This is a genomic window from Pseudacidobacterium ailaaui (assembly GCF_000688455.1).
Taxonomy (GTDB): domain Bacteria; phylum Acidobacteriota; class Terriglobia; order Terriglobales; family Acidobacteriaceae; genus Pseudacidobacterium; species Pseudacidobacterium ailaaui.
This window is the reverse complement of the sequence record NZ_JIAL01000001.1, coordinates 3,358,507-3,384,067: the sequence shown is the minus strand read 5'-3', so window position 1 is coordinate 3,384,067 and position 25,561 is coordinate 3,358,507. Positions and strand designations below refer to the sequence as shown.

General features: G+C 55.4%; 19 protein-coding genes and 1 pseudogene. 7 read left to right on the top strand and 13 right to left on the bottom strand.

The window, feature by feature from the left end:
• Nucleotides 1-39 precede the first annotated feature (39 nt).
• A complete protein-coding gene (locus N655_RS0115160) occupies nucleotides 40-1,332 on the bottom strand; it encodes a GRP family sugar transporter (protein ID WP_044934833.1) in 1,293 nt (430 codons plus the stop codon).
• 21 nt (nucleotides 1,333-1,353) lie between these two features.
• Entirely contained in the window at nucleotides 1,354-1,443 is a 90-nt protein-coding gene (locus N655_RS20135; protein WP_069955833.1) for a translocated intimin receptor Tir, read from the bottom strand.
• A gap of 108 nt (nucleotides 1,444-1,551) precedes the next feature.
• Here N655_RS20135 and N655_RS0115150 point away from each other — a divergent pair, with 108 nt between their 5' ends.
• Nucleotides 1,552-2,406, top strand: a complete 855-nt coding sequence (locus N655_RS0115150; RefSeq protein WP_026443665.1) for an inositol oxygenase family protein — start codon at nucleotides 1,552-1,554, stop codon at nucleotides 2,404-2,406.
• Nucleotides 2,407-2,435: 29 nt separating this feature from the next.
• Here the strand turns inward: N655_RS0115150 and N655_RS0115145 are convergent, their stop codons facing one another.
• The 3 genes from N655_RS0115145 to N655_RS19340 form a co-directional block, all read right to left on the bottom strand.
• Nucleotides 2,436-3,308 (bottom strand): hydroxymethylglutaryl-CoA lyase, encoded by an 873-nt coding sequence (locus tag N655_RS0115145; protein WP_026443664.1) that lies wholly within the window; start codon nucleotides 3,306-3,308, stop codon nucleotides 2,436-2,438.
• Between the two features lie 178 nt (nucleotides 3,309-3,486).
• On the bottom strand, nucleotides 3,487-4,107 hold the full coding sequence (locus N655_RS0115140; protein ID WP_026443663.1) for a thioredoxin family protein: 621 nt from the start codon (nucleotides 4,105-4,107) through the stop codon (nucleotides 3,487-3,489).
• Between the two features lie 369 nt (nucleotides 4,108-4,476).
• Nucleotides 4,477-6,018 carry a DUF1593 domain-containing protein gene (locus tag N655_RS19340; protein WP_049961474.1) on the bottom strand — a complete coding sequence of 514 codons (1,542 nt, stop codon included), beginning with the start codon at nucleotides 6,016-6,018 and terminating at the stop codon, nucleotides 4,477-4,479.
• Between the two features lie 317 nt (nucleotides 6,019-6,335).
• On the opposite strand from N655_RS19340, the gene N655_RS0115125 reads away from it, so the two are divergent.
• Entirely contained in the window at nucleotides 6,336-7,346 is a 1,011-nt protein-coding gene (locus tag N655_RS0115125; RefSeq protein ID WP_026443661.1) for a tagatose 1,6-diphosphate aldolase, read from the top strand.
• Between the two features lie 110 nt (nucleotides 7,347-7,456).
• Nucleotides 7,457-8,974: a glycosyltransferase family 39 protein gene (locus N655_RS0115120; RefSeq protein WP_044936093.1), complete on the top strand. Its 1,518-nt coding sequence runs from the start codon at nucleotides 7,457-7,459 to the stop codon at nucleotides 8,972-8,974.
• A gap of 164 nt (nucleotides 8,975-9,138) precedes the next feature.
• Here N655_RS0115120 and N655_RS0115115 read toward each other — a convergent pair whose 3' ends face one another.
• The 4 genes from N655_RS0115115 to nhaA all read right to left on the bottom strand — a co-directional run bounded on the left by N655_RS0115115 (nucleotide 9,139) and on the right by nhaA (nucleotide 13,178).
• Nucleotides 9,139-10,185: an NAD(P)-dependent alcohol dehydrogenase gene (locus tag N655_RS0115115; protein WP_026443659.1), complete on the bottom strand. Its 1,047-nt coding sequence runs from the start codon at nucleotides 10,183-10,185 to the stop codon at nucleotides 9,139-9,141.
• An 89-nt stretch (nucleotides 10,186-10,274) separates the two neighbouring features.
• Nucleotides 10,275-10,958: an anti-sigma factor family protein gene (locus N655_RS0115110; protein ID WP_026443658.1), complete on the bottom strand. Its 684-nt coding sequence runs from the start codon at nucleotides 10,956-10,958 to the stop codon at nucleotides 10,275-10,277.
• The gene (locus N655_RS0115105) at nucleotides 10,955-11,638 is read right to left on the bottom strand and encodes an RNA polymerase sigma factor (RefSeq protein WP_238324784.1); all 684 of its coding nucleotides are present in this window, start codon (nucleotides 11,636-11,638) and stop codon (nucleotides 10,955-10,957) included. The genes N655_RS0115110 and N655_RS0115105 overlap by 4 nt, the downstream gene beginning before the upstream one ends.
• A 193-nt stretch (nucleotides 11,639-11,831) precedes the next feature.
• The gene (gene nhaA / locus N655_RS0115100) at nucleotides 11,832-13,178 is read right to left on the bottom strand and encodes a Na+/H+ antiporter NhaA (RefSeq protein ID WP_049961473.1); all 1,347 of its coding nucleotides are present in this window, start codon (nucleotides 13,176-13,178) and stop codon (nucleotides 11,832-11,834) included.
• A gap of 49 nt (nucleotides 13,179-13,227) precedes the next feature.
• Between nhaA and N655_RS0115095 the strand changes: the two genes are divergently transcribed.
• Both N655_RS0115095 and N655_RS19335 read left to right on the top strand, forming a co-directional pair.
• The gene (locus N655_RS0115095; protein ID WP_238324782.1) at nucleotides 13,228-13,479 is read left to right on the top strand and encodes a hypothetical protein; all 252 of its coding nucleotides are present in this window, start codon (nucleotides 13,228-13,230) and stop codon (nucleotides 13,477-13,479) included.
• Nucleotides 13,476-14,567: an endo-1,4-beta-xylanase gene (locus N655_RS19335; RefSeq protein ID WP_044934829.1), complete on the top strand. Its 1,092-nt coding sequence runs from the start codon at nucleotides 13,476-13,478 to the stop codon at nucleotides 14,565-14,567. The genes N655_RS0115095 and N655_RS19335 overlap by 4 nt, the downstream gene beginning before the upstream one ends.
• A gap of 38 nt (nucleotides 14,568-14,605) precedes the next feature.
• Here the strand turns inward: N655_RS19335 and N655_RS19330 are convergent.
• Nucleotides 14,606-17,916, bottom strand: a pseudogene (locus tag N655_RS19330) (TonB-dependent receptor).
• Nucleotides 17,917-18,092: 176 nt separating this feature from the next.
• Nucleotides 18,093-19,277 carry an outer membrane beta-barrel protein gene (locus tag N655_RS19325; protein WP_162173566.1) on the bottom strand — a complete coding sequence of 395 codons (1,185 nt, stop codon included), beginning with the start codon at nucleotides 19,275-19,277 and terminating at the stop codon, nucleotides 18,093-18,095.
• Between the two features lie 240 nt (nucleotides 19,278-19,517).
• Here N655_RS19325 and N655_RS0115075 point away from each other — a divergent pair, with 240 nt between their 5' ends.
• Nucleotides 19,518-20,264 (top strand): YebC/PmpR family DNA-binding transcriptional regulator, encoded by a 747-nt coding sequence (locus N655_RS0115075; RefSeq protein ID WP_026443654.1) that lies wholly within the window; start codon nucleotides 19,518-19,520, stop codon nucleotides 20,262-20,264.
• Between the two features lie 124 nt (nucleotides 20,265-20,388).
• On the top strand, nucleotides 20,389-21,108 hold the full coding sequence (locus N655_RS19320) for an acyloxyacyl hydrolase (protein ID WP_049961470.1): 720 nt from the start codon (nucleotides 20,389-20,391) through the stop codon (nucleotides 21,106-21,108).
• An 11-nt stretch (nucleotides 21,109-21,119) separates the two neighbouring features.
• Here N655_RS19320 and N655_RS19315 read toward each other — a convergent pair whose 3' ends face one another.
• Together N655_RS19315 and N655_RS0115060 are read right to left on the bottom strand one after the other, a co-directional pair.
• Nucleotides 21,120-22,169 carry a VWA domain-containing protein gene (locus N655_RS19315; protein ID WP_044934826.1) on the bottom strand — a complete coding sequence of 350 codons (1,050 nt, stop codon included), beginning with the start codon at nucleotides 22,167-22,169 and terminating at the stop codon, nucleotides 21,120-21,122.
• A 12-nt stretch (nucleotides 22,170-22,181) separates the two neighbouring features.
• Nucleotides 22,182-25,124, bottom strand: coding sequence for a hypothetical protein (locus N655_RS0115060; RefSeq protein WP_026443653.1), 2,943 nt, complete (start codon nucleotides 25,122-25,124; stop codon nucleotides 22,182-22,184).
• Between the last annotated feature and the right edge of the window lie 437 nt (nucleotides 25,125-25,561).

Here is a 25,561-nt window from a genome sequence, read left to right as displayed (position 1 = left end):
CCAGCGCGTCTCTCAAGTACCGGCTTTTGTGACTTGCGGCTAAGAGAAACGTGTGTGCTTCCACAGCAACCATCCACAACTCAAGGCCGCAAAAAGCAGGATTGCGCCAAGCACTCCCATCCAGAAGAAATTCATATCCAATGACGGAATCTGTACTTTGAGCCCCAGCCAAAGAAAAACAGCAATTGCTGCGGCTACAATCAAAAGGTCCCACCAGGGCCGGCGACCCTTTTGCTGTCCATGGGCATGACCAAGCTGGGTCGCAATACATTGTTCAAAGCTGAGGCCGTATTTTTCGCATTCACGGGAGATCGCGTCTCTTCCGGAGTCCTGCTCCCGTGCCGGGGCAACTGCAGTACTGATGAACATCGCCCCAAGAATCATCATGACCGACCCCAGCAGAACAAGCCAGCGGTCGGGCGTGCTCACGTGATCAAGTTCACCAAATACCAGAGCGCCCCAGGCCAGGCCCCAGAGTTGGTTTGTATTGGAGAGCGGGATTCCACGTCCAATGCCGATGTACTTGGTTGCGTACTGTTGAAAAAGATCGCCAATCACCCAGCAGAAGCCGCCCAGGAAGATCCAGAAGATTGCATGACGCGCAGCGCTTAACTCCCTGTGAAGCTGCGCCGCTCCCCCTCCGAACGCTACTGCAAGCAAGGCCATTGTGCCCACTTCGCCCAAGGTAAAGACCGTAACGAATGAGAGCGGATTCATTCCGCTGATATACGCCTTCCGGTAAGGAACATACATGGTCCCCCAAAGCAGGCTGGCGCCGAGGGCCGCTGCGACTCCGTGCAGAGCCTGCGCATGAGGGGAATGGTTGTGCTGGACGGTCACATAACCCAGCAGAGTTGCTGCAATGACAATGATGAATGCGCCTCCCAGCACTCGCGTCACAGTTCTGAACCCGGCCCCGCGCATTTCCTGAAAAAGCAACCATCCCCAGAAAATGCCGACCAGACTGTTTGCATTCCATAGCGGAAAGGCGATGGAGAGTCCCACATCGCGAATGGCAAAAACAGTCAGCGTGTTTGCCACGGCCCAGAGTGCTCCTGCCAGGACAGCCCAAATGATCAAATGGGGTCGGGTAAATAAGTCATGAAAGACAAAATCGGTGCCCTTCAGTAGCGTCGGCAGTGTCCAGCGGGCAACAAAAACGCCCAGGACCATGGCCAGCGAGATGGCAAATGGAGAGATGCCGATATTTACCAGCTTCGTGGGTGCTTCGGCGCCCCCCAGCCATACGCCAGCCGCAAGAGCACAAACTACCCCCAGCTTATGGGTGAAGGCGGCAGCCGATTTCGGCTTTGCCGCGTCGAAATGGCTCACAGAGACTCCCGGAATTTCATTTCAATGTAACCAGGCCAGCAGCAGGATTCCCAGGACCAGAACACAAGCCGGGATCCAGAACTGCGCGTCGGTCAGAATTGCTTTGAGCATTTGGATATTTACCCTAATGGTATCGCTGCCATACTGTCAAAATGAGGCATGACAACCAATGTTGCACACCCCTATAATGGCATCCCATAAGTGGAGGAATTCTTCGCGATGCATACTGTGACCCCGGAAAGACCATTGGAGCACCTCGATGACTGGGACGATTTTGTTGCCAGTCGTTACAAGGAAGGCAAATCACAGGAGGAGTTCCGAAACTATGATGCCGCCGCAAATCCTGGCGTGGCGGAATTTTATCGTCTGAACCACACCCATCAGACACTCGATTTCGTGCTCCAGAAAAAGAAAGAGTTTCTCGGCCTCAGCCGCGGCAAAAAGAGTATCTGGGAGGCTGCTGAGTATCTGAACACCCTGGTGGATGATAGTGACCCGGACACGGACCTGACCCAGATTGAACACTTGCTTCAGACCTCGGAAGCCATCCGGCGTGACGGTCATCCCCGCTGGATGGTGCTGACCGGATTCATTCACGATCTGGGCAAAGTGCTTTGCCTTTACGGAGAACCGCAGTGGGCCGTTGTGGGAGACACATTCCCGGTTGGCTGTGCCTGGTCAGATGAGATTGTCTTTCGCGAGTATTTTGATGCGAACCCTGACAGCAAGGTCCCCGAATATCAAACCAAATATGGCATCTATGAGCCCCACTGTGGTCTGGACAATGTCCATTTGTCCTGGGGACACGATGAATACATCTATCATGTGGCCAAGCCTTATTTGCCAGAGCCAGCCCTCTACATGCTGCGTTACCACTCGTTTTATCCGGCCCACAAGCATGGAGCTTACAAACACCTGATGAGCAAGCATGACGAGGAGATGTTTGAGTGGGTGCGTAAATTTAATCCGTACGACCTTTACTCAAAAGGCCACACCAAGCCAAATCTGAAAGAACTGAAGCCGTATTACGACGATCTGATTGCAGAATATTTTCCGGAAAAGATTGACTGGTAACTTTCCGGCCCCTGCCATTTCTGGCTGATTTAATGTTTTGTCGGGCCAAATTTATCTGCAATCTTGCGGCTTGCTTCCAGAATGCTGCCTAAAGGCTGCAATGGCTCTAGGGTGGCCCCAAGCCGCTCGAGTTCCTGGATTGCAAGCTCAGTAGCGAGGTTCCCAACCAGAGTATCCTGAGCGAAAGGGCAGCCTCCGAGTCCGCCCATGGCCATATCGAAGCGGCGGCATCCGGCACGGTACGCGGCTTCTACCTTGGCTTTCACATCATCCGGACGCGCATGAAGGTGTACACCAATTTCGAGGCCTTCATTGACGGAAATGACGGCGCTCAGAAGCTGTGAGATTTCCTCCGGCGTCGCCAGGCCGACTGTGTCCGCCAAAGAAATCTGTCGGATTCCCATGTCTGCAAGAAGATCACAAGCGGCCAGGACTTCTTCCACACTCCAGTCATCGTTGTAAGGGTTGCCAAAAGCCATAGAAAGATATGCCACCAGATTGAGACCTGCCTTGTATGTCATCTGCCCAATCGTCTCAAGCACATCCAAAGACTCCTCCGGAGTCTGCCCCTGATTGCGCCTCAGAAATTCGGGCGAGATGGAGTAGGGAAAGCCAAGGGTACGGACGGCGTCAGTGGCTATGGCACGTTCGGCACCCTTCGGATTGACGACGATTCCGATGATCTCGGCATCTTCGGGTGGATCCAGATATTCGAGGACCTGTTCCGAGTCGGCCATCTGCGGCACGGCCTTTGGAGAGACAAAGGAAACAGCATCCAGATGCTTGAATCCGGCGGCCAGCAAAAGACGCAGATAATCGGCCTTGACCTCGGCCGGGATGATTTTGGGCAGTCCCTGCCATGCATCGCGGGGGCATTCAACGATTTTTACTGTCTGTTCCATAGCGGATCCAACTATCATACAAAGCTTTGCCGTCCGGCTTCCTGCCCCAGGCCACGAGGGCGATGCCGATGTGAATCAGGACAGGGATCCCGAACAGATGCTGGATGGTACGACAGCGAGCCATGAGGACACCGGGACAGCATCCGCGCAAGATTTTCTGCGATCTGCTCTTGCGGGTTTATTCTCCGCCCGCGTATTTCACGGAGCACCCATAAGGGCGTGTATAAGAGACGGCGACAGGCTGGCCTTTCATCGCTTCCGTCAGGGCCGCAGACACATAATTCTTCGAGCTTTTGATATCTGCAGGATCCGTTGTGGGATGATCATCAATTGCGCCCTCATAGATAATCTTTCCGGAAGGGTCAATCACAAACATATGCGGTGTCGTTTTGGCTTCGTACTCATGGCCAATGGCACCGGTCGGATCGAGGATCGCCGCTGTTGGAGAGGCTTTCTCCCTGGCAAGGTAGGCATTTTCTTCTGCGGCCGTCATATAGCCCTGGTGGCCTGGGGCAGAGGAGAGGATGGTCAGCCAGACCACGCCTCGGGCCGTCCACTCTCTCTGGAGGGCCTGCATATTACCGCTCTCGTAATGCTTGCGGGTATAGGGACAGTCCTTGTTTGTCCATTCGAGGACGACAAATTTCCCTCGAAAATCAGAGAGTCTGTGTGTCTTACCATTGGAGTCCGTCCCGGTAAAGTCTGGAGCGGGGCCACCAACGCGGACCGCGAAGGCTGCCACGCTGCTGACCAGAATGGCGGCCATGACGCAGGTATATTGGAGAGATTTACGAACCATCGGATCACCTCTGGGAAAGGGACAGGTTGTTCTCTGAGTAAGTTTGACGCAGAAATGAGAGTCTAGGACTTTGTTGAAATCACCACGCAGTGAGCGGATTTGCTCTCGGTTTGTGCTTCTTGCCTTTTGCAAATTGTTTGAATTGTGTGCTTTAGCAACAAGTTCCTCAAAAAGAGATCGCGAAATCTTTCCAAGCCAAAATGTGAATCTACTTGAGTGCGCTGGTTTTGCGGAAGGATGTGTTACCCATACGCAATGCAAGCGCAGGTCCGTTTGTCTGCCCGTTTTTTACGGGGAGCAAAGTCGGGGGTTCGATCTCCGTTTTTCCCGCCACCGATCGAGCCTTCCGAGGTCAATGGCGTTTTCCAGTTATTCTTTGGCCCCAACAGTAAGGATGATCCTGCGATAGGAAGTCAAAGCTGGCGTTCCGTCATCTGTGACCGCCAGAATAATGTGCATGACTCCCGGTCCCTGGCACGGGATTGCTGGCAGCCACAGGGGACGGCACGGCGAGTTTACTTTTACCGTTACAACAGGGCCCTCTGCTCCGTCGAGAGAAACATCCGCCCCATGGGTCCCTGTCAATCCGGCTTCCGGATACAAAAACCACCGATAGGAAAGCGTCTGATGCGGGTCCGGGTCGCTGGTGCCCCTGGCATCCAGAGTGATGGTTTGTCCAGACGTCGCCTGCAGTTCCAGAGGTGATGTCCCATTTTTTCCATTCACAACAACGCGGGGATTATGGTTTGCATGGGCAAAATCTTCAATGGTCCAGTCCATACGGGCGGCAAAATCATTTTGGAAGGCTTGCCGCCATCGCCAGATACTGGCTTGGTCGGAGACATGCAGCCGGCCATCGGCCCCAGTCACCGTGTCCTGCGACGTGGCTCGCGAAAACTCATCTCCACCCTGGGTCCAGATAGGATGAGGTTCTCCGAATGGTTGGAGATAGACGTATCGGCCGCCCCATCCGCCCCAGTCAGGCCGGCGGTATGCGTTGAGTCCATTGTCCAGTAACCCAAGAAAGCTCGGTGTGTCTCCTTCCATAATGAATAGATATCGGGGATACAGCCTGCCCAGGGGGCCTTTTGAGCGTATGTGCTGATCCAGCCATTCGTTTGTGACCACGGTTGTGTCCGCACCTTCGCCATTGCGGTAATAAATGTCTCCGCTGATGCCGGTCCATGTGGCCTGGTAGTAGTTTTCGCCATTGGGCCTGCTGGGATACACAATATAAGGAAGGTCAGCAAATTCGCGCCGTATCCATGGTCCGGCATCGTCCTGATCCGAAATGGAGTAGACCCGCAGGTGTGAGACAAGACGATGCATCTTCTCCGTACCTTGGGCCGAACGCAAGTCCAGGAGCGCCTGGGCCAGCGTGTTTGCTCCGCCCCAGATGCAGATCCAAAGCGGCCGCGGGTCGGCTTCTTCTATGATTTGTGCCAGCGCTTTCGATCCCGCAGAGGCCTTTCCGGGACCGGTCGCTGCAAGCCCATAAGCGGGCTGTCCTGGATACACGCGGTGTTCCAGATCGTCGGCCGAAGGCCAGCCGGATGCATGAAGTTCCAGGTTGCGCCTGACCAATCCATAGGCACGAATGAGAGACAGCATCGTTTCCGGGTGGACCGCAGTTTTCTGCCAGGTAGAAGTGGAAGCAATCATCGCTTCCAGGTCGATTTCATTCGAGTAGAGCAGCAGCCTCACAAATGACATCTGATCGTCCGGCTCATTGCCGATATCACTCAGCACCACAACACGGGGTTTTCCGGAAAATGTATCTACGGCAGGCACAGGCACGGTCTGTGAGGAGAGCCATGGCTGGCCGGCCAACCCAAACAGCATCAGGAGAGAGAGACACAAGGAAGGTTTCTGGTAAGAAAGCCACAAGGTCTTCTTTCGCCTGGGATTCATAGGAGGTCTTTCTGTCCTGCACTCCGCAGCCGAATGCTAAGAAGCTTAAAAAACACTGTCAAGAGATTGCCTCATATTTGCATCAATAGGCTGAGGCAAAAGTCCGGTGCGAGTTCCGCAATTTCATGGCCTAGGCCTGTGGCCTTTCTCCTTCTGCAGATTTGCTCGGACACCTCCTTGCAACAGGCATTTTCCACCCCGAAAGGAAACCAGATGCGGGTCTGATAAGAAAGGCGATGGCCGCTCTGATTTACAATTTGGGGTGGAACTCTTTTTCGAAATTCCCGAAACCGATTAAAAAGAGCAGGAGAATTACGATGTCCACAAAATTGACACCCGGAAAATTGGCCGGACTCAAGGCAGTCTCGGACGAGCGCGGCGTGATTGCCGCAGCCGCTATGGACCAGCGCGGTTCGCTCAAAAAAGCGCTGGCAAAGGAGAAGGGAGCAGACGTTCCTGATTCGGCGCTTGAGGAATTCAAGAGCCTGGTCACGGAAGTGCTCACCAAACACGCCTCGGCCATCCTTCTGGACCCGGAATATGGTCTTCCCGCTTCAAAAAGGCGCAATGGGAAGGGCCTTTTGCTGGCATACGAAAAGACTGGCTATGACGCTACGCTGCCCGGTCGCCTGCCAGACCTGCTGGATGTCTGGTCGGTCCGCCGCCTGAAGGAGGCGGGTGCAGACTGCATCAAGATCCTGCTCTATTACACTCCTTTTGAGAAGCCTTCCATCAATGACCACAAGCATGCCTGGGTGGAACGCATTGGCGACGAATGCCGCGCCCATGACATTCCGTTTTTCCTGGAGACGGTCGGCTACGATGTCCATGGCGAAGACGAAAAGGGACTCGCCTATGCAAAGCGCAAGCCTGAGATTGTGACCGGCTCCATGGAGGAGTTCGGCAAAGAACGCTATGGCGTGGATGTGCTGAAGGTCGAGGTCCCGGTGCAGATGGAGTATGTAGAGGGAACGAAAGCATTCAAAGGCCAGAAGGCCTACACTCGCGCTGAGGCCCTGGAACACTTCCGCACCGCTGCGTCTTCGACCCACAAGCCATTTATTTATCTCTCGGCCGGAGTTTCGAACCCGGTGTTCATTGAGACGCTGGAGCTGGCAGCCGAGAGCGGTACCAGTTTCAATGGTGTGCTCTGCGGTCGCGCGACCTGGAAAGACGGAATTCCCGTCTATGCCAAGCAGGGTGCCAAGGCCTTTGAAGAGTGGTTGAACACTGAGGGTGTGAAGAACATCGAAAATGTAAACCGTGCTCTGAAGGCCGCCCACTCATGGTTCGATAAGCTCGGAGTCAAGGCAGAAGCCCTGGTTTAACTTTCTGCTTTCCGGACTGGCAAAGAAAACGCCGCAGATTTTCTTCTCTGCGGCGTTTTTATTTGGAAACGGAACTGGAATGGTATAGCCTGCGTAAAACTCAAGAAAACGTGAAAACCGAAATTCTTCCCCAAAAGGCTGTTTCGGAAAGCAAGGGCACGCTGGCACTGGTGGGCATCGCAGCTGCTGTGGCGCTGCTTCACCTGCTCACCAACCATCGCTACGCAATCCATCGCGATGAATTCCAGTTTCTGAGCGATGCGCGGCACCTGGAATGGGGATTTGTTGCTTATCCCCCGTTCACGCCGTTTGTGGAACGCATCAGCATGGGCCTGTTTGGCCTTTGGCTTCCGGGTCTGCGGCTGTTTTCCGTTTTGGCCCAGGCGATCGTGATTGTCATCTCCGGCCTGATGGCGCGCAGTCTGGGCGGCAGCCGGCTGGCTCAGGCAGCAGCGGCGCTGTCGGTGGCGCTTTCTCCGCTGCCGATGTTTGAGGGCACCGAGTTTCAGTACACAACCTTTGACTATCTCTGGTGGGTGCTGATTGCTTATTTTGTTGTCCGTCTGCTTAAAGACGACGACCCGCGCTGGTGGCTCGCCGTTGGAGCAGCGGCAGGTCTTGGCCTGCTGACCAAATACACCATTTTCTTCGACCTTGCAGGCATTTTGGGCGGAATGCTGCTGACACGGGCGCGCCGCTACTTTTTGGACCCGTGGTTCTGGGCCGGGACAGCGCTGGCCCTGCTGGTCTTTCTGCCAAATTTTGTATGGCAGTCCCATCATGGCTTTATTTCTTATCATTTTCTGCAATATATCCACCGCCGGGATGTCAGCATCGGGAGGGCGGAGCATTACCTGCGAGACCAGTTTCTGATTTGCGCCAATTTGTTTGCGGTGCCGCTGTGGATGGCAGGGCTGTTGGCTTTTTTGCGCAGCGCGCGCTACCGTCTTTTGGCCTGGATGTACATCCTTCCGGTGGGACTTCTCTGGGTGGCGAGGGGACGGGGATACTATTCGGGCGCCGCATATCCCGTGCTGATTGCTATGGGGGCGGTAGTCGCGGAGCGCTGGAGCGCTTCACTCCCTGCTTTCTGGCGGCGCACTGTCCGGACCGTCTTCTTCACCGGATTGGCTGCCTGTGGCATCTATATCTGCCTGCTCGTGATTCCCCTGGCGTCAAGCGGACCGTTGCGAAACTTCGTTCTCGCCCATAATGAAGACCTGCGAGAGGAGATCGGGTGGGACCAGCTGGTCGGCACTGTGGCACAGGTCCGCGATTCACTCTCTCCGCAGCAGCAGAGCAGTCTGGGTGTTTTGACTGCCAACTATGGCGAGCAGGGTGCGTTGGAGATTCTCGGACCGTCCTATCACCTCCAACGACCGATGGGGATCACCAATTCTGCATGGCTGAGAGGATACCCTGTTCCTCCCCCGTCCACTCTGATCGTGGTAGGTTTTTCCCGTGAATGGGTAGACAAGAATCTGACTGGCTGCCGACTGGCGGCCCAGGTCCCTTATCCGGAGGGAATTCAAAATGAGGAGGGCCGTTATCATCGAGACATTTTTGTCTGTGGTCCTCCCCGCAAGCCATGGCCTGAGTTCTGGAAAGAGCACCAGTCCTTTGGGTGATGTCCCAGACTGGAAAAGTTTTCTCCAATGGAGAACCGTGCCCTTCAAACAAACACAGATGGCCCCTGAAAGGCAAAGGCCCGGTTGACGGGCCTTGCCTGAGGTTTTCTTCCTTTAGTTCCCCGCGCAGACAGGGTTAGAACTTCCCGCCAACGCAGGAATTTTCAGGATAGGGAAGCCATGTCAATGACAAAGCGGTAGCGGACATCGCTTTTGAGCACGCGCTCGTAGGCCTCATTGACTTTCTGGATCGGGACCAGCTCGATATCGCTGACGATATTGTGCTTTCCGCAGAAATCCAGCATCTCCTGGGTTTCCGCAATGCCTCCGATGGCAGATCCGGCCAGGCTACGCCGTCCCATGATCAGGGAGAAAGATTGGATCTGGTGCGGCTTTTCCGGGATGCCTACCAGCACCATCGTGCCGTCTACCTTGAGCAGCTCCAGGTACTGGTTGTAGTCCATCTCTGCGGACACCGTGTTGATGATGAGGTCAAAGTGGCGTTCAAGCTTGGTGAAGGTCTCCGGGTCAGAGGTGGCGTAAAAATGGGTGGCCCCAAGCCGCTTGGCGTCTGCCTGCTTCTTAAGCGATTGGCTCAGGACCGTGACCTCAGCACCCATGGCGTGGGCAATCTTTACGCCCATATGGCCGAGGCCGCCCAGTCCGACGATGGCCACCTTTTTGCCCGGGCCGGCAGCCCAGTGCTTCAGGGGTGAGTAGAGTGTGATTCCAGCACAGAGCAACGGTGCCGAAGCATCGAGCGGCAGATGGTCGGGCAGACGAAGCACATAGTTTTCATCTACGACGATGCGTTCAGAGTACCCGCCATAGGTAGGTGTCGTGCCGTCCTGCTCTGTTCCGTTGTAGGTCCAGGAAGTATGCACAGAGCAATACTGTTCCAGCCCGGCCTGGCACTCTGTGCACTTCCTGCACGAGTCCACAAAGCAGCCTACGCCGACTTTGTCGCCAACTTTGTACTTGGTGACTTTGGGGCCGACGGCGCTGACGATGCCCGCGATTTCGTGGCCGGGGACCATGGGGAACGTGGCGCCCCCCCATTCATCGCGTGCCTGATGGATGTCTGAGTGGCAGATGCCGCAAAACCGGATGTCAATCACAACGTCATGCTCGCGCAGCTCGCGGCGTTCAATTGTGTGAGGCGCAAGCGGCGCCTTGGCCGCAGATGCGGCATACGCTTTGGTTTTTGCCATGAAAATTCCTTTCCAGGGTAATCTCTGTAACTTTAGATGTAACAGCCAGATAGGAGGATTTCAAAAACTGCCGGGCAGGCTGCTCCCATTCACCCCTGCACGGAGACGCCGGCAAAGGAGAGCAGTACCGTTCCTGGGACTGGCTGGCCGAAAAACCGGGCCGGTTCAAAGACGGAAAAAAGCAGTTGATTTTCAACCATGGCGCGCGTATGGGCATCCGTTGGTCCGGAGAGGATCCGGTAGTCGTAGACGCGGCCAGTCCCGTCCACGTAGGCCTGCACAATGACCGGATTTTCACGTTCGCCAACGACTGCCGGAGTGGCCGCGGGTATGGAATACAAGAAGCGCGGAGCCGAAGCATTTCCCAGGGGTTCATCATCGCGGGCCGAAGCCTGCACCGGGGCTGCCACAGTGCCGACCAGAAAAGCGACAGTCCCTACCAACAGAACGGCGCTAGCAAACCCAGCTGCGGCCTGCAATAAGAACGGAGCAATCGTGTTCTGCCAGCGGACCTGCCAGCGGGCCAGGCTCTGGCGTGGTGTGTGGGTCTTTTCCTGAGAGATGGCAACCCGCAGGCGCAAAGCAAGGTCCGGTGGGGCCTTGGCCGGGCCAAGGTCTGCGAGCATTTGCTGGGCATGTCGCCAGCCGGCAAATTCGGCGGAACATTTTGCACATGCTTCCAGGTGACGGGCGACCTTCTGCATGGCAATTCCGGAAAGCGTGCTGTCGAGGTATTCAGAAAACTGAGGACGAATGCTGGAGCACGTGCTCATGATGCCTCCTTTGGGCAGGCAACAGCAGAAAACCGCGCCGCTCCTCCGGGGATTCGACCAGCGGCTTCGGCAAAGGGGGCAAGGCGTGCCTTCAGTTGTGCGCGTCCTCGCATAAGACGCGACTTCACGGTGCCAAGATGAACGTTGAGGACCTCAGCGATCTCTTCGTAGGCAAATCCTTCGATGTCTCGCAGCACGAGAACGGTGCGGAACGGCTCCGGGACCTCGCGTAAGGCGGCTTCCACATGGGCGCGAATTTCTTCATTCGCTGCCATATCAAAGGGAGAGCTATGCTCATCCACCAGGGTGTCCTTGATGCAGAGGGCTTGTCCCTCCGAAGAGGGTCCTGTTTCCGCCTCAATCGTCACTTCCTGGCGACAGTGGCGCGACCACCAGCGGCGCCGGTTCGACGCCTCATGCAGTGCAATGCGATAAAGCCATGTGCGCAGGCTGGAATGACCGTGAAAGCTATGAATATTGCGGAAGACTTTGATAAAAACGTCTTGAGTGACGTCCGGAGCATCGGCAGGGTTCTGCAGGATGCGTGCAATCACGCTGTAAATGGGCTGATGATAGGTAGAAATCAGCCATGCAAAGGCCTCTTCAGAGCCGGCCTTCAGCTCTGCAACGATTTCGGCCTCTTCAGGCCGGACAGCGATGACGCCTGCAAGATTTCCCACTGCTGTTCCTGCTTGCACCCCAGATTACTCCTTCTACAGTAACAAACCGGAGAAGAGTCTGGCACTTCCGCCATGCGGCCAGGCCCGAATTTTCCTAAAAACCGCCGGCGGCCGAGTGTCTCGCTCACTCTATTTTGTTAGACACCGAAAGGCCCTCGCCGGGTTCCTGAAAAATGGCTCGCCCTGGGGCCTATCACTGCGAGGGGCCGGTTTTTCGCGTAGAGCGATTCAGGCAGACATAGCCGGAAACTCCAGCCAGCAGGGAAGCGAGCAGAACAGCGGTCTTGGCTGCACCCAATTGCACAGGATCCGAGAAGGCCAGTGCGCTGATGAAAAGTGAGACGGTAAAGCCGATGCCGGCAATTACGCCGACGCTGGCAATCTGCCTCCAGTTCACTGCCGGCGGTAGGCTGGCGATCTTCGTCCGGACAGCGAGCCAGCAGGAAAGGGTGATGCCTAGGGGCTTTCCGGCCAATAATCCGAGCAGCACTCCCCATGCCAACGGGCTGTGCAGAAGGGCCTTCCAGGTATTGAGGGTAAAGGTCACTCCTGCATTCGAGAGTGCGAACAGGGGCAGAACAAGAAATGCAATCCAGTCGTGCAGCTTTCTTGTGATGCGGTCGGCCTGGGATTCGGTGTTGGCGATGAGGTATTCCATGGCCCCAAGCTGGCGGCTGGCAAGGGAAGTGTCCCCCGCGGCCTCCGCCTTTTTGAACTCCTCAAGCATTTCGCTACAGACGCTTGAAAACTGGTCCAGCGGGACACTTGGTGTAACCGGCACCAGCAATCCTAAAACAACGCCTGCAATTGTGGCATGGATGCCCGAGCGCAGGGTCGCAAGCCAGACCGCAAAACCGAGCGCAGCGTAAAAAATCTGCCGCCGGATACCAATTCTGCGACACAGCAGGATGACAATGACCAGAAGGGCGGCAATGAGCAGGGCCTGAAGATGGAGCGTGTCGGTATAAAAAACAGCGATGACGGCGATGGCTCCAATGTCATCGGCAATTGCCAGAGAAAGCAGAAAGACTTTGAGCTCTGAGGGAATGTTTTTGACCAGGGCCAGGACACCAAGGGAAAAAGCAATGTCCGTAGCCATGGGAACACCCCAGCCATGCGCACTGGGCCGGGCATGGTTAAAAAGCGCGTAGATCAGTGCAGGAAAGACCATTCCGCCGAGGCCGCCGAAGATGGGTAAGCTGGCCTGGCGCAGGTCTCTGAGTTCTCCATGAATCAGTTCCTGCTTGATTTCCATGCCAACAAGGAAAAAGAAGAGGGCCATGAGTGCATCGTTGATCCATTCGTGCACGGGCAGGTCTAAGCCGGAGAGGGTGAGATGAATGTGCCAGATGTGATCATAGGACGCACTCCATGGTGAGTTGGCCCAAATCAGCGCAAGCAGTGCAGCAGCCAGCAGAAATGCGCTGCTGACGCCTTGTGTATGAATGAACTGCTGAATGGGGAGTTGCAGGACGCGGGCAATCAGCGATTCGCGCACTTGCAGCTTCAGCGCTCCCAGAGTACGTGCTGAAATCGTCATGGCTGAAAGTGTAGGAAAAGGGCGCGCATCCGGCAAACGGAAATGCAGTATGATGCAGGTGATGCTTGCCCCGCTGCGCTTTCTGTGGAATGCAACTCGCGGCCACCGCACCAGGCCGTGGCAGAGCGAATATCTGAAGTGGCGCATCGAGACATATTCCGGCAAAAGGGCCGAAACCCTGCACACGCGGGAGGTCATTTCCTTCCTGTGGCAGGAGAAGTGGCAGCTTCTGCGGTTTTTGCGCTGGACCGCAGAAATGGACCGGTTCAGGAAGTTTACGTCGCGGGGCCTGGAACAATGAGAGAAAGACTTGCGCGCCGGGAGTTTGTTCGTGGTGCTCTTTGCGCAGGAATGGCCCGTATGCTGCCTTCTTTCCCGCCACCCGATACATTGCGTGCTCATGCTGAAGCACGCGGCCTGCTGGTAGGCTGTGCCGTTGTGCCAGAAAAGCTACGCGGCGAGCCCATCTATGCAGAGACTGTAGCGGAACAGGAAAATCTTCTGGTGGCTGAGAACGCGATGAAATGGCAGGCGCTACATCCGGCCCCGCACCGGTACGATTTCGCCCCGGCAGATACGATCCTGGCCTTTGCCGATGCGCACCAGCAGCGGGTCCGCGGGCACAATCTCTGCTGGCACCAGGCGCTTCCAGACTGGTTTCACTCTATGGTGACAAAGGACAATGCAAAGCAGGTCCTGACCGAACACATCTGCACCGTGGCCGGTCATTACGCGGGAAGGCTGCATTCCTGGGACGTGGTCAACGAGGCCATCGAACCGAAAGACGGGCGTCCCGATGGTTTGCGTAAGTCTCCGTGGTTAATGCTCTTGGGGCCGGAATACATTGACATCGCATTTCGCACGGCAAGGCGGGCAGACCCGAAGGCGCTGCTGACATATAACGATTACGGCATCGAGTTGGATACGCCGGAACAAACAGAGAAGCGCCGCAGGGTATTGGACTTGGTTCGAGGCATGAAAAAGCGCGGTGTTTCCATAGACGCTGTGGGCGTGCAAAGTCATCTGACGGCTGGAGAACAAAGACCCGGAAACGGACTGCGCGATTTTGTACGTGAATTAAGAAAGATGGACATGCAGGTGTTCATTACTGAACTTGACGTCTCGGATCACAAGCTGCAGGGAGCGCCTGCCGAGCGCGACAAGTTGGTTGGCAGCCTGTACGGAGACTATCTGCGGATGATGCTGGCTGAGCCCAACGTCACCGCCGTACTTACCTGGGGCATAACCGACAAGTACACATGGCTCAATCATGAGCATGGACGCAGCGACGGTCAGCCGCAGCGTCCCTTGCCCTTTGATGCGGAGTATCATCCGATGCCCGCGTTTTATGCCATGCGTGAAGCAATCGATGCCAGACGCACAACTTGAAAAGCGGCCTGTTTTCGGAACGAAGACAGGCCGCCATGCTAGAAGCGAATTTTCAATGCTGCCTGCATGATGCGCGGATCTCCGGCTGCGGTGATTCTTCCGAAAGTAGAACTTGAATTCAGGCTTGTGGAAAGGTTTCCTGCTGAATTTCCAAAGTTCGGGTGGTTGAGTAGATTGAAGGACTCGAAGCGTCCTTCAATCTGCCAGCGTTCCGTGACCGGAAAGATGCGGCTCAGCGCGGCATCAACATCGAAATAGGTTGGAGTGCGCACCCCATTGCGCGGCATATTGCCAAAGGTTCCCGCAGCATTTTTTACAAAGGAAGCCGGGTTCAGCCACTGGCAGACGGCCTGGGTGCAGGTCCGGTGGGAGAGATAGGGATCGCCGATAAGATTCGGTCGGTCCATGCTTGTCCCAGTTAAGGAATAGTCCTGCCCCGAGGTGATATTCGCTGGCATTCCGCTGGAAATCCGGACAAGCGGCGCGATTTGCCAGTTGCCGAAAATCTTTTGCTGCCAGCTTCCGGAAAAGTGGCTCAGGGCAACCGCGGTGAGGTTGAAAAGATGAGGAACATCAAAATTGCAATGAGAATAGTCGGCCCGGGATTTACAGGGTTTTGGTAATTTGACTGGCGAATGTCCCCGTCAAAATCCGTGTCGCTGAGACATTTAGACCATGTGTAATTCGCAAGGATGGTAAAGTTGGAAGCCATCCGGTGCTCTACAGAGACGAGCATTCCGTTGTAGTTGGCCACTCCGCTGTCGCGCAATAACAAAATGCTGCCATAGTATTGGCCCTGGGCCGGATTGGCCAGATAGAGAACTCGACGCTGATTGGTGTTCTTTGTGGTCGAACATGCAGCAGAACCACAATTGCCCGGCAGATATACAGCCGGATTGATGGGGAGCCCTCCCCAAACGTGGAGCGTTCGGTTTCCCAAGTAAGACATCGAAAAGAGCCAGTTGTTTGCAAACCCTAGCTGATAGCTGGCGTTCCATTGTTCAATGTAAGTGGGCTTTACCTGCTTCGGAAGCACAACAAATAGAGGAAACTGCGGGAAACTCACATTGGAAGGCGGCGGATACGGCACCGGAAATGGGTTGCCGGTGGAATAGCCCGACCAGGGTTGATTGAACAGGATAGATCCGCCCGGCCCATTGGCTCCGGTTAAATCAATTTCATTCACAAAAGGCGGATTGGAGGTGAGTCGCTGGGTTGCATAAAGCATTCCTGAGTCGTAGAGCAATCCAAATCCAGCGCGGAATGTTTGCCTGCCGTCACCGCGTGGGTCGAACACCAGTCCAAAGCGCGGCGAAAAATTAGTGAGCGTATTTTGCGTGAAGGCTGCCGGAACGCCTTTGTCTCCATAATAGAAAGACCCTGCCGGCGCATTGGTGAAAACCGTGCTTTTCTGGCCCGCATCAAAGGCCGCCCGCGAAAACGTGCTGCCGCGGTGAAAATAATCATGCGGGAAAAGCTGCGGTTCCCAGCGGAGGCCCAGGTTGACTACCAGATGACGGTTCGCATGGATCGTGTCTTGCCCATAAACTCCGACAATGCTCTCGCGCATGGCCACCTGTTGCGGACGGCTCTGTCCATAGCCATTCATCGCGCCAAGCATAAAATCCAGCAAGGGGTCATTGGAAAACTGGCCATTGAACTGGTAGTAGCCGTTTTCAAGATAACCTGTCAGCAGATTATTGTCCGTGCGGATGAAGTCAGCGCCAAAGGCAAATTGGTGTCGGCCCTTGAGGAAATCCACGTCATCTGCGGCTTGACCGGTGGTTACGTTGAAGAATCCAGGAGCGCAGGTGCCACAACTCGTATTGAAGCCATTGCTGACAGACAGCCTCAGATCATTCGGTACATAAAAATATGTGTTGATGCCTAGTTTGCTTCCGTTGATCATGTTTGGCGACGGACCGCGGTCATCGCGCCGACGAGTCACGGTAGCGTGGGCCGAATTGACGAGATTCGCAGAGAGGGTCCAGGTATCACCCAGAGTAAATGCCTGTGCTCGTTCAAGATTTCCCGGATTCGTCGTTACCAGAATGTTTTTGCCATCAAAGACTGCGGGATTCCGGTAATCCACAATAAAGTACCGGCCATAGAGTTGCTGCCTTGAATTGAACGTGTAATCAAGGCGAATGATTCCCTGGTCTTCGTCTCCAGTCGTGGGAATTCCGTAGACAACCTTTCCGCATGGGTCACTGGTGGCAGGCAGATATTGCAGCAGGGCCAGAGAAGCTGAGTTGTAAAGAGTGGTGGGCACCTGATTGTTCGCAAATACCTGGCCAGTGTAGGGGTTTTTAATTGTCCGCGCCTTTCCGCTGGACTGGCATGCCGCCGATTCCATCGCCGACCAGTCGCCTTGTAATGCGGCCGGAGTCGGAATGTAGGCTGTTGCTGAGTTTGGCGTCTGACGGTTCCGGGTCCCCTGATATCCGCCAAAGAAGAAGAGCTTGTCATGGATCAATGGTCCACCCAGCGTCCCGCCAAACTGGTTACGTTTGAGCGTATCGCGTTTGGTGCTGAAAAAATTGGTTGCATTCAGGACATTGTTGCGAAGAAACTCAAAGACCACTCCGTGAAATTGATTGCTTCCGGACTGCGTAACAATGTTGACGACGCCTCCCGGGTGCAGCCCATTGCGCGCAGGCAGAGCATTTGTCTCAACACTGAATTCGCGCAGTGCATCTGGGAAAGGAAAGGGCAGGTTCACATTGGAAAAGGTGTCGTTGTTGTCGCCTCCGTCTAAGAGGTAATTGAGTTGGTTTGCCTGACCTCCAGCGACTGATATCGTTGTAGAGCTGTAGAAATTCTTACTTCCCGTCATGTCGCCGCCGGGAGTTGTTACCGCTGCACCAGAAATCAGAATGAGCTGTGTGGCCTGGCGTCCATTCAGCGGGAGTTCTGCAATACGGTGCTGGTCAATCACCTGTGAGATGCTGTTGTCCTGCGTTTGTACCATTTGCGCGGCTGCGCTTACGGTCACTTGCTGGGACACATTGCCTACGCTCAGCGGAACATTGATCTGAATATTGTCATTGACGCGCAGCGAGATCCCTTTTTGCACATAAGCCTGAAAGCCAGCCGAGGTGACCTCCAGGGTGTATTCGCCAATCGGCAGGTTTGGAATGCTGTACAACCCTTCATTGTTTGTGACAGCGCTGCGTACAGCTCCGGTTTCTGTTGAGGTGATTTTCACATCTGCTCCACTGACGGCAGCACCTTGGGGATCGGTGACACGGCCGGATACCGAAGCGATTGAGACCGCCTGTGCGAAGAGCAAACCCGTACTCCATAGAGCAACCCATGCAACAAGAAGAGTCCTGACCAGAAATGTCATCCCTTTTCTGGACATACATGACTCCTTTCAAAAGAGGAATTCTTTCTACTTCTGCAATGAGGGTATAGAGAGGCTAGAAAAGCCCTGTCAATACAGGACCGTGTCCTTCATACCGCTATATGAAACCAATCGGAAATTTTGTTCTGACAGGCAGGTTTCTGGGCGCCTTCAGGTACTCAGAACAGGAAGCCGGCCTCGATGGTGCCTCGCGTCTGTGTGGCCTCCATGCCAGAAGGACCGAATGCAGCACCGGGAGCCATGTCAGTTGCATGGACGATGGCCAACTCTCCGCGAAGGAAGAACGCGTCTTTCCGGTAGGCCGGACTCGCGGTAAAGCTGAACGCGCCACTGCCTGGGCCATAGAGCAGATTGATGGAACCTCGTGCGGGGCTTCCCGTGCTTTTTAGATATTCCTCTCGCGTGGCCAGAGAAAAGCCGTGCGGAAAACTGTAATTCATCAGCAAAGCGCCGCCCTTTGTACCAGCACCCTGTTGAATCCCGATACTCGGATGGGTAGGCACATCTGTGTATTGAAAGTACGGCTGAATCACCCAATTTCCTTTAGTGTAGGTGTAGATGAGATTGTAGACCTGCTCATTGTTGAGATAGAGCGGCGTTGCCGAAGTGTTTCTGGCATTCGCTCCAGCATTGCCGCCAGCGGCAAAACACAGGCTGTTGGCGGCATTGAAAGTCCAGGAAAGGGAACCGGTAAGCCAACGGTAGCGATTGGAATAAAAACCATCATTCCAACTGAAGGAGGTGCTGAGTTTGCTGTGGCTCCAGTCCATCTGCAGACCGCGATTGACGGCATTTTCCTGGTTCCACAGCAGCCCGCGCTGGATGTTCATGTTCTGGAAGGTGAAGGTATATTCCGCGCCAATCAGGGTGGGCAATGCACCGGCTTTCACATCGAAATTTCCCTTGGCGAGCTTCAGGTACCCTTGCGGGAAAGGGCCGTACAGGTCCTTCATGGCGTCTGTGCTGGAAAGCTGGGGGGACCCGAGCGTTGGCAAACTATAAGCTCCGCCCTGAAGATAGAACTGCCACCAGCCTGCCGGCTTCTGTACAAATACTTGGGCGTTGGAAATGTCAAAGTGCGAAGATGCATCTCCAGCAATGTGGTTCGTCTGCGTGGAAGCGTACCCGCTCAGGATGCCAGTGACGGCCAGCTTGCCGCCTTCTATCCAGTGAGGAGACGCACTTTGCAGAGGGCCGGCCATCGGAGGCATCGGCAGGGGCTGGGCACCGATACCCCCGGACTGGGAGGCATCTGCTGCTGTTGTTGTCTGTCCCGGAAGCAACAAAACAGACAGAAGGCAAAGCGCGAGGCAGGCAAAAAGGTTGCGTCCAGACATCCTCATCGCGGATAGCGTCTCCATGCCGGGGACCAGAGTGCCTTCCAGGCCCGCTGGATGTGGATGCAGCGGAAGTCCGTTGGGGCATCGGCCCGGTTTCACAGGGTGTATAAATGGAATTTATACACGGGATGGAGGTCTACGCTGCCCTGTTATACTGAACAGTTGCGGCAATTGCTCTAAGCCATACGAGTTTCAGCATTTTGCCGCAGATTCCATCACAAAAAACAGCTTCCGAGGTTTGCCATGTCCGGCCATTCCAAATGGCACAGTATCAAGCACAAGAAGGGCGCCCTTGACGCCAAGCGCGGCAAGATTTTTACGCGCCTGATAAAGGAAATCACCATTGCAGCCAGGGCCGGCGGGGACCCTGATGGAAATCCGCGTCTGCGAACTGCCATTGCCGCTGCGAAAGCAGAAAACATGCCGGCAGACAACATCAAGCGCGCCATCCAGCGAGGGACCGGCGAGCTACCGGGTGCGGTCTACGAAGAAATCACATTTGAAGGATACGGCCCGGGCGGGGTGGCGATCATCGTCGAGTGCACGACCGACAATCGGAACCGCACGGTCAGCGAAATCAGGCACATGTTCTCAAAACATGGTGGGAACCTGGGGGAAACCGGCTCTGTGCGCTTTATGTTCACCAAGAAAGGCGTGATCGCGGTCCCAAAAAGCGCAGCAGATGAAGAGAAGTTGATGAGCATTGTGCTGGAAGCCGGCGGTGAAGACCTGAATGATGAGGGTGATACCTGGGAAATCCTTACGGATCCGCAGAATTTTGAGGCAGTCGCCCAGGCAGTTCGCGATGCCGGTATTGAAACGGTCATGTCAGAGGTGACAATGATCGCGTCGACCTATACCAAGCTTGAAGGGTCTACGGCGGCGCAGATGGTCCGTTTGCTGGAGGCCCTGGAAGACCACGACGACGTGCAGAACGTTTATTCCAATTTCGACATGGATGCAAAACAGCTGGAAGAGGTCGCGGGCTGAGACTGACCCAAACAGGAAAAGGTGGCCGCTTCGGGCGGCCATCTTTTCATCGGGCCTTTTTTCTTCAAGGGAAGATGTTCCTGTACTTTATCTGACAATGGAGTATTAAAGAAGACCGAGACTCATGCATAAAAAACTTGTTGTTGCTTTCGCTGCTGCTGCTTCTTTTTTCGTTGCAATCTCCATGATGGCCCAGGGCACTCCGGCTCCTGCAAATCAAAGTCCGGCCTCCGCAGCGCTGGCTACCCGGCCATGGGAGTTTGGGCCTTTCTTTCAGGGAGGAGTCGGGGTGGGTGACCGGTCCGATTTCACCTTTGCCAGCGCGGGCATTCGCTTGGGAAAAGTCATCACAGACCAGCATCTGCCGGGCCTTCTGCGTGGACAATTTGAGTGTGCCGGAGAACTGATGCCATACTGGCAGTCTTTTACTCCGGCGCCGCATCTGCAATGGACGAAATACAGCTATGAGGGGCAGACGGGAGAGGTGCTGCTGCCCTACAACGGCGGTACCTTTACGGGCGTCAGTATCACACCCATCATTCTTCGCTGGAACTTCAAGCCGGGCAGGCGCATGGTCCCCTGGTTTCAGGGTGCAGGCGGGCTGGTCTGGACCAACCACAAATATCCCCCGGACATTATTGTTCCTCACGGCGAGCCGGGAGGGACCAGCGTGTGGAATTTCACCCCCCAGGCGGGTATTGGTCTTCACTATTTCTTAAAAGACCGGCAGTCGATCACTCTCGGTATCAATGCGGTTCATATTTCCAGTGCATCTCTGGGCGACCGCAATCCGGGAGTCAACGCCAGCCTGCAATTTCAGATTGGCTACACTTGGTGGAAATAAGCCCCGCTCGATCACTGCGTTTGCTGGCGCAGACGATAGCCATCACGGGTGCGCACGTGGTACTTCTCCAGGCCGTGTCCTACCAGCTTGACTGAGATTGCGCGCCACCCACGGTTTGGGTTGGGTTGCGGATAATAGCTGATGGAATACAGGTGCGCCAGGTCTTCTCGAATCGAACCAAAGGCCCGCTTTTCATCTTCCCAGTTCTTTGCAAAGTAGGCCTTGCCGCCGGTCGCTTTGCTCATGCGCTCAAACACCGCGGTAGAAACTGGATCTCCCTGCGCCTGCTGCGTGCTGATCATATAAATGATCGTCCCGGTGGACTGGGCCAGCTCGGCCACGTCTTCCGGAGGAACGGAACTGGCATTGTCTGGGCCGTTGGAAAATACTACGATGGCCTTGCGTCCGCGCAGGGGAGCGGCATCTTTCACCGTCATCAGGAGCGAGTTATAGAGTGCCGCGTCGTCTCCGGCCACTGTGCTACGGACACCCTGCATGACCGCGGCCCGGTCAGAGGTAAGCTGGGTGGCACGTGAAAGGTCGCGACTATAAGAGTAGAAGGCCACGCGGTCCACGCCTTCCAGCGAACGGACAAAATTGGCAATGGCGTCCTGGGCGAAGACAAAGCCGCGATACATGTAGTTGCTCGTATCAAACAAGATAAAAACATTGGCCCCGGCCAGCGGCGTGTTTACGGATCCCATCGTGCTGTCCATAAACTTCATACCTCCAGGGGTCGGTGCTGTAGGCCCGCTGTTTTGTGCTATCAGATTTCCAGCACTGGACGGCGGGGTCCCGCTTACCTTCACTACAGGGCCATTGCCTTCTTCAAAAGTTGCAATCCTCTCCGGAATTTTGTCTTCCATGACCTGGAAGTTTTCCGGGCGCAGTCCGGTAATGTAGTGACCTTTGCGGTCGGTTACAGCGATGTTCAACTGCACCAGGACCACATTGACGCGAATGTGGGAAGGGTCTTCCTGCGCAAAGGCCGGACTGCCAATGCTCTTACTGCTCAGCAAAAGCAATGCCAGCAGACCTGAAGACAAGAGGCGTTTCATCATAATGCACCTGTTTCAACGGGCCGGTTCCTGTGAGAGGGTGGAATTTACCGCCTGTAAAGTGGAATCTTTCTTCTGCCGGAACTCTGCTCCGGCCTCCTGCATGGCGCGTGCAATTGCGGGCCAATCATCCAGGTCCGTGGCGAAGATCTTGGCCACCATGCGGGTAGTCAGTTCGGGAACCAGCTGGTTGAGCATGGCCGGAGAGTAGCCCATCTCATCGGCCAGGCGCGCCCAATAGAGATTACTCGATTCCCAAGACTCTCCAAACAGCCGGTAGGAGTAGCCACCAAAGACAGGGAAGGGCTTTTCATTCAGAAGTTCGCGCGTGTAATTGTGCGTAAGCGTGGGGTGCGGGACGCCAAAGTCCTCTGAGATCTTTTCGATTTCAGTATCCACGGGGTCCTTGCTGCACAGTTCATTCAGCTCGCGGCTGGCCGGCCCAAAGGAGGCAAACTGTGCGGGGAAGTCTTTGCGAAATCCTGCGGCAAGATAGAAGCTGTCAGCGGGAAGCAGGGGAGGCCGTAGGGTATCCAGGGCCTCGGGCCGCTGAAGCGCCATATCCACCTGCTCAAGACGCTGGGGCGACATTCTTTGCGAAAAGATGGCAAGGACTTTGCTCCGCAGCGCAGGGTCGGATGCGGCGGCGCGCAGAATTTCTTCTCCGGACCGCTGGTAGAGCGCCACGGCGTGCAATTCGTTCTGGTCCACTCGCCACCAGCGCGCAAGCGTGGCATTGACCAGAAGGTCAGGTACCATCTCTTTCCAGATAAGCGCCTGCACATTTTCCGGAGAAATAAAGTCTTCTTCGACTGTTGCGAGCGCATAGGGAAGGTCAGCGAGCGAACCCATCAGGTAAGCGCCGCCCCCGGCAGGAGTGCCAATGCCGATCAGGTCCGGTGGTCCCCAAAGCTGCTCTGCGCCAATAATAGTGATTCCGGCAAAATCGTGCGAACGCACAAAGAGCGGATTGTTGTGCAGAATTTGTGCTCCTGGTGGCTCATAGTATGCATAATTCAGCCCTACCAGCGTGTCGCGCAGAAACGGAGCAAGCTGCCCGCGTGCGGCTTCCAGTTGCGCAGGAGACGCAGAGGTCTTGATCAGTTTTGCCAGATCGGTCTTGGCTTGCAGTTCAGCATGGCGGCTGCTATAGACCACCGGCGACCACTCAATTTTTTCACTCTTGGTAAAGATGGGCCGAGGCAGCTCAAAGTCTTTAAGCTGATTGGCCAGGGCGAGCATCCGGTCATTGTCTCCCTTGCCTTTGGCCATCTGGTCCAGTCCATCTCCCAGGGCAAACAAAGTGTCCAGAGAGGCCAGTCTCTGGTCGTCAAGCACAGTATGGATTTTAGTCGCGATTGCGTCGCGCACACGCTGTCTGTCTGAGGTCGGCTGCGGAGGCCCTGCCAGCATCTCCACCAGATCATCCTGCGACCAGTTGGCCGATCCGGTGACGGCCAGCATCAGTCCATTCACGGAGCTACGCGCGGCATCAAAAAGCTGGACGGAATTGGTGATCTTCGCAAACGGCTCAACCACACTTTGCCAGGAAGAGCTCATTTGTGAGGAGGGGATTTCCCCTTGGCGGGCCAGGATCTGCCAAAGGCCCGTGTTGGCCTGAAAGGCGCCCAGTGTATTGGCGCGCAGAGAGGGGTTAGGGATTTTGTTCATGGCCTCGGCAACGTTGACAAAATCAAAAATGGAGGTGTCATTCAGGCCGGGAAATTCTGCAAAGACGGCATACCAGCTTTTGTACTGGTTGTACTTTGCGGCAATCATGCGCACCGCCCCGTCGGAAAGCCGTTTGTCCGGCCCGCGCCTTTTGTCGATTTCGCTCAGGGTGAGATAAATCTGCACCGGGCCGGTCTCCGTTTCCAGGCGCGAGAAGGCAACGAGGGCCTCCAGCAGCTGCTCCGGATTGTTCCAGTTCCGCGAGCGGTGCGCCCATTCATGCGTAAACTTTGAGTCGGCCTTCTGCTCCAGGACCTCGCGCCAGATCTCCAGATTTCCCGGAACATAAGGCTGTCCGTCCAGGGTCCAGGGAAGACGGCTGTACAGAATCAGCAGGTCAGACCCCTTGCGGAAAACGCCTTTTGTCGCGCTGGGGTCCGGGCCGGATGAGCGATAGGCCTCATACAGACGCCGGAGCCGGGTCGGCTCTGTCAGCCGTGCTTGCTGCTCGACGGGAATGCGCGCGAGCACATCATAGTAAACAGCCAGCCAGCCCTTGTCTCTGGCCACCAGATGAGAAACAAAGTCACCATAGGACTGTGGGGACGCTCCCACAAGATCTTTCCAGCCCTGCTCTGCGCTGTTTCCGCCGGGCACCACTACGCGGCCCGAGCGGATGGCAATCTGACTGCCGTAGAAGTCGAGGACCGCAGCATAAGGAAGAAGCTTTTTCAGTCCCGGAGAGCGGCGCAGGGCCTCACGGGTTTCTTCGTCATTTTTGGATAGAGCAGAGTACAGGCGCGCCACATCCGGATCATGAATCAAGACTTCGATCAGGTCGGTCACGCCCTTTTTCCGCCAGGGAGTGATGCCGGCCCAGTCGCTCTCGTGGAAGATCACGGGGACACGTTCTACCGGGTATGCGTAAGAGAAGGGCAGGTTCTTCTGAAGCGACTGCTCCAGCTGTGTGAGCGGAAAGCCGGAGTCAATTGTCAGAAAGGCCCGTTCCGGATTGGCCGTCATTAAATAGGAGCTTCTCTGGCCGCAGGCGCCGTGAAGCTGATAGCCAAGGACCTGCAGCAACTGGCTGGCCTGCTGGCAGTTGGCTGTGTGAATGGTGCCATCCGGACCGGCAAGGGCCTCAAGTTCGCGTGCTTGATGCACATATCGGTCCAACAGGCGGAGAAACTCGGTTTCAATGCCGTCTTCGTAGCCGCGCAGATAGACATTCCGGGCCAGAAGCGGCAGCACGTCATCCGGATCGACCTTCTGGCTAATCCCTGCCATACGAAGAAAGGAACGCAGGGGGCCAGGAATCAGGATTACATCATGGGACGGTGCTGCTAACGTTTTGCTTTGTGTCTCCGTCTTAGAGGCAGTCGTCGTGGACGGCCCTTGGGCCAATGCTGACAAGCACAGGAAAATAGAGACTGCGGAAAACGCACGGACGCACTGACGGTACCTCATGGCCCAACGCCCCTTCCAGGACTTTGAGAGCAGCCGGAGGAGTATGCAGACAGCAGACACTGAACTTGTCATGACTCCGGAAAAGGGAAGTCACAAATAGCCAGTGCCTCACGAGAGTGATTCAGTAGGCTGTCTCGCGGTCCTTTCTTTGTTCGCAAAGCATCATAACATTCACGTATCTTCTTGAAACGCTTTTTCAATGCAAACAGCTTTTGTAAAACGAACAATGCCTTTCGGATGGTGATAATGGTCCGTTG